4 protein-coding genes are annotated in these 4,889 nt (G+C 50.3%); all 4 read left to right on the plus strand.

The window, feature by feature from the left end; all coding sequences use genetic code 11:
• Positions 1-17 precede the first annotated feature (17 nt).
• The 4 genes from SFV55_RS14895 (at position 18) to SFV55_RS14910 (ending at position 4,889) form a co-directional block, all read left to right on the plus strand.
• Positions 18-122 carry a hypothetical protein gene (locus SFV55_RS14895; RefSeq protein ID WP_320030315.1) on the plus strand — a complete coding sequence of 35 codons (105 nt, stop codon included), beginning with the start codon at positions 18-20 and terminating at the stop codon, positions 120-122.
• Between the two features lie 61 nt (positions 123-183).
• Positions 184-1,854 (plus strand): FAD-dependent oxidoreductase, encoded by a 1,671-nt coding sequence (locus tag SFV55_RS14900; RefSeq protein WP_320030312.1) that lies wholly within the window; start codon positions 184-186, stop codon positions 1,852-1,854.
• Positions 1,855-2,407: 553 nt separating this feature from the next.
• The gene (locus SFV55_RS14905) at positions 2,408-3,796 is read left to right on the plus strand and encodes a TolC family protein (RefSeq protein WP_320030313.1); all 1,389 of its coding nucleotides are present in this window, start codon (positions 2,408-2,410) and stop codon (positions 3,794-3,796) included.
• Between the two features lie 43 nt (positions 3,797-3,839).
• On the plus strand, positions 3,840-4,889 hold the full coding sequence (locus tag SFV55_RS14910; RefSeq protein ID WP_320030314.1) for an efflux RND transporter periplasmic adaptor subunit: 1,050 nt from the start codon (positions 3,840-3,842) through the stop codon (positions 4,887-4,889).

Consider the following 4,889-nt stretch of genomic DNA (forward strand, 5'->3'; position numbering starts at 1 on the left):
TAGGTAAAGGTACCGGGATGGGCCTTGAAATTACACGTCGAATCGTCCTTAAGCATCACGGTGAAATCAATGTAAAGTCAAAACCCGGAGAAACGATTTTTTCGGTTTGTATCCCTTTGTAGACCATCCGGTCGCTGAGCAAAGCCGAAGCGTCGGATGTTCCACTCCTCAACCCATTCAACTATGGCTAACGATAAAAAACCCATCATTTTTTCCATCGACGATGATCCACAAGTATTGCGCTCACTCAAGAATGATTTGCGCAACGCCTACAAAAATGAATACCGCATCCTGAGTACGGACTCGCCTCTGGAGGCACTGAAAAGCCTGCCCGATCTAAAAAAGCAAGGGGATACAGTGGCGCTGTTTTTGTCCGACCAACGCATGCCCAACATGCTGGGCGTGGAATTTCTGGAACAAGCCAAAACGTATTTCCCAGAAGCCAAACGGGTGCTGCTCACCGCCTATTCAGACACAGAAGCAGCCATCCGCGCCATCAACAACGTAGGTCTGGATCACTACTTGATCAAACCCTGGGATCCACCCAGTGAAAAGCTCTATCCGGTCATTGACAAACTTCTGGATCAATGGCAAAACAACTATATTCCTGAATTCCACGGCATCCGGCTGATTGGGTACCAATACGTTCCAAAGTCGCACGAAATCAAGGATTTTTTGGCCGGAAACCTCTTCCCTTACCAATGGCTTGACATTGAAAATGATGAAAGAGCCCAGGAATGGCTGGCCCTCCACAATCTAGAAACGAAAGATTTGCCCGTAGTTTTATTGGAGGACGGCACCCCTTTGGTAAATCCAGACATCACTGAATTGGCCTCTAAACTGGGCCTGGCAACCCAGGCTACGCAGGAAACTTACGATGTAGTCATCATTGGCGCAGGGCCTGCCGGTTTGGCCGCGGCAGTATATGGTGGTTCGGAGGGCTTGAAGACCTTGCTGATTGAGCGCCGTGCCCCCGGGGGGCAGGCTGGAACGAGCTCGCGGATTGAAAACTACCTTGGTTTTCCCGATGGATTGAGTGGTTCTGACCTTACTCGTCGGGCCATCACGCAAGCTACCCGCCTGGGCGCAGAGTTTCTATCCTCAACGGGGGTAGATAAAATTGAGATTGAAGGCAATTACAAAAAACTGACCCTGCGGGACGGCAACCAAATCAATACCAAAAGTGTGATCATTGCTACCGGAGTCGATTACCGCAAATTGCCCGCCAAAGGCGCCGATCAATTCACTGGAGCGGGTGTGTATTACGGTGCAGCCACCACGGAGGCCAATGCCTGTCGCGACAAACAAATTTATGTGGTCGGCGGCGGCAACTCTGCAGGGCAGGGCGCGGTGTATCTTTCCCAATTTGCCAATAAAGTCCACATCGTCATCCGCCGCGAAGACCTCACCGCAACCATGTCTTCCTACCTGATCGACCAAATCAAGGCCATTCCCAACATCGAAATTTTGGGCAAAACCGAGGTCATCGAAGCCCTGGGGCACGAATCCCTGGAGTGCATCGTTCTGGAAAACGTGGAAACCAAAGAAACCCGCCAGGTCAAGGCAGATTCCTTGTTCATCTTCATCGGCACCCGCCCCGCCTCAGAATGGTTGCCTTCCAATATTTTGGTGGATGACAAAGGTTTCATCGAAACAGGCAAGGAACTCAAACAATACCCTCAATTCAAATCGATCTGGAAACGCCAACGTGAACCCTTCTTGCTGGAAACCTGCCAGCCCGGTATTTTTGCGGCCGGAGATGTACGCGCCGGAGCGATGAATCGGGTAGCTTCGGCAGTGGGTGAAGGGGCGATGGCGATTAAGTTTGTGCATGAGTATTTGGCGGAGGTGTAGTCCATTAAGATTTGTATTTCGAATGATTCTTTAGCATAACGTGAGTTTTGAATTTATTAATTTTTTTACCGCAGAGTTTCGCAGAGTAAACCACAGATTTTCACAGAGTTCAATTAGTTTTTAGGAGTTTTGCCACCTCTGGTGGCTGGAGGTCGAGTACGATTAAAATCTGATTGTTAGCCATTTAGTATTCATTCAGTGCGCCTCTGAGTACTCTTAACCACCAAAGGTGGCCAACTCTGAGAAACTCTGTGGTTTACTCTGCGAAACTCTGCGGTAAAAAATGCGGAGATTTAACCGCTCTCTCAACTTGGCCTCTCAAAAACTCATGATGTTTCTTTTTAATTCCTAATGGTGTCCCTTCAGTGCCTTCAGTTCCTTAGGTGGTAAAAAAACCCCCCCTTCGATCCAGGACCTCTTTTCCTACAATTCAGCCCCCCATACCTACAATTCAATGTTTTTTTGCCACAGCTCAGCAGCTTTCACTGTCTTAGCCAATGGCTTAACTGTAACTTTACGGAAGATTCACCCAAACATTGAATTGAAGTTGATCATGAAAACACCAAGGTCCCCACTCATATGTGGAATTATCCGACTGTTCGTTCTCCCGCTACTGTTATTGCCCTTGATCCTTGCGGGGCAAACCAACCCGCTGGATGCCTACATTCAGGAAGCCATCCAAAATAGCCACGCCCTGAAAGAAAAGCAATTTGTGTTGGAGCGCAACCTGTTGGCGCTGGAAGAAGCCAAACGATTGTATTATCCCACCGTCAATTTGAACGGGGCTTATACCCTGGCAGCGGGTGGCCGCCGATTGGAGTTTCCCGTTGGGGATTTGCTGAACCCGGTCTATTCTACCCTTAATCAAATGACCAACAGCAACCAATTTCCCCAGATTGAAAACGTCAACGAGTTGCTGGCACCCAATAATTTTTACGACATCAAGGTGCGTGCCCAGCAGCCCATCATCAATGCCGAGATCAAGATCAACCGCAGCATCAAAAACGCCCAGGTTTCCCTCCAGGAAATCGACATGCAGGTGTACCGCCGCGAATTGGCCAAAAATGTAAAATTGGCCTACTACCAATACCTCCAGGCACGGGAAGCGGCCCAGATTTACCAAAATGCGATCCAGTTGCTTCAGGAAAGCAAAAGGGTCAATGAAAGTCTGGTGCGCAATGACAAAGCCATCCCCAGCGTGATCACCCGCAGCAATTCCGAAATTGCCGCCGTGGAAGCCCAGGCCGTAGAGGCCCGCAACCAACAGCGCAACGCTGCCGCCTACTTTAACCACTTGTTGGGCCGCAGCCTCGATCAACCCATTGCCATTGATACCATTCTAATAGTTCAGGGGGGCGACCGTATTTTAGTGAGCGAACAGGACGGTCGCCCCTTTATTTTTGAAAACCGCGAAGAAATTGCCCAGTTGAATAAAGCCCAGGAGATCAACCAACTGGTGGTGAATCTGGAAGAGACCTACCGCAAACCCAAATTGGGTGCACAACTCGATGTCGGCTCCCAAGCCTTCGGCCTCGATGTAGGCCCTTACGCCCTGCTGGGCATTTCCCTCGAAATCCCACTATGGACGGCCAACCGCAATAAGTTACAAGTACAACAAGCGGCCAGCAATGTCAGTGCAATGAACGAACAAATCGCACAAGTCAAAGACCAGATTCAACTGCAAATCCGGGTTGCCCAAAACGCAGTACAAGCCGAGCAGGAAGTGCTAAAAAGCTACGATACCCAGCAAGACGCTGCCCGCCAGTACTACCGAGATACCTTTCGCCGCTACAAAGAAGGAGTGGCCAATTACATCGAATTGCTCGATGCCCGTACCCAGGTCACTAACCTCGACGTCCGCCGTTCCATTGCCTACTACAATGTGCTGATGCGCAAAGCCGAGCTGGAACGCGCCCTGGCTGCTTATCCAATTAACAAATAAAAATAAGGCCCCTTTGAGGAAGGCCACTACAATATTCATTGCCATGAAAATTCACCATTTTTCCCTAGTACTCTCCTTGTTGATTTTGGCAGCTTGTGGTAAAAAAGAGCACAGCGCTGAGGCCAACAAACCCGCACCCGACACTTCAATTCCCGTAAAAGTGGTGGACGTCAGCAGCGAAGTCATCTCGGTACCCGTACAGGTTTCAGGGATCGTTTCGGCGTCCAATGAGGCCCGACCTGCCTTTAAAACCGGTGGTATCATTGCCCGCATTTTAGTGGAGGAAGGCGCTTTTGTACGCCAGGGTCAATTGTTGGCGACCCTCAACCTCACCGAAATCAACGCCCAGGTTCAACAAGCCAACGAAGCCGTGAGTAAGTCCAAACGCGACCTTACCCGTGCCAAAAACCTCTACGCCGATAGTGTAGCCACGCTGGAGCAGGTGCAAGACGCTACGACCGGATTGAGCGTTGCAGAGCAAAACTTACAAATCGCCCGCTACAACCAGAGTTATTCCGAAATCCGCTCGCCGATCAGTGGCAAAGTGATCAAAAAACTGATGAACCAAGGTGAAGTAGTAGGGCCAGGCACGCCCGTGTTTTACATCCTGGGATCGGCGCAGGCCGATTGGGTGGTCAAAAGTGGCCTGGTTGACCGGGATTGGGCGCGCCTTAAGCTGGGCGACCGCGCTGAGGTAAAACTGGATGCTTATCCCAACCGCAATTTCGCGGCCAAAGTCAGCCAGTTGGCCGATGTAGGTAACCCACAAAGTGGCACTTTCGACGCCGAATTTGCCTTCACGGGCACTATGCCGCGCCTGGCCGTAGGCTTGATTGCTTCTCTGAACATTTACCCCAAAGAAGATGGTGCGCACCCCATTGTACCCATCGATGCCTTGGTAGAAAGTAGTGGCACCAAAGCCTTCGTCTACGTACTGCAAAGCGACAATACCGTCAAACGTACCGAAGTGAGCATCGGCCAGATTTTTGAAAACAAAGCCATCATCGCGGCTGGATTAACTGCGGGTAGCCAGGTGGTTACCTCGGGTGCACCGTATCTGGAGGATGGGAGTAAAGTCAAAGTGATCCAATAA

This window comes from Haliscomenobacter sp. (assembly GCF_033763495.1).
GTDB lineage: Bacteria > Bacteroidota > Bacteroidia > Chitinophagales > Saprospiraceae > Haliscomenobacter.

Coding starts and splice junctions, on each gene's coding strand:
- SFV55_RS14895 (WP_320030315.1), top strand. CDS start 18: ATGGGCCTTGAAATTACACGTCGAATCGTCCTTAAGCATCACGGTGAA.
- SFV55_RS14900 (WP_320030312.1), top strand. CDS start 184: ATGGCTAACGATAAAAAACCCATCATTTTTTCCATCGACGATGATCCA.
- SFV55_RS14905 (WP_320030313.1), top strand. CDS start 2,408: ATGAAAACACCAAGGTCCCCACTCATATGTGGAATTATCCGACTGTTC.
- SFV55_RS14910 (WP_320030314.1), top strand. CDS start 3,840: ATGAAAATTCACCATTTTTCCCTAGTACTCTCCTTGTTGATTTTGGCA.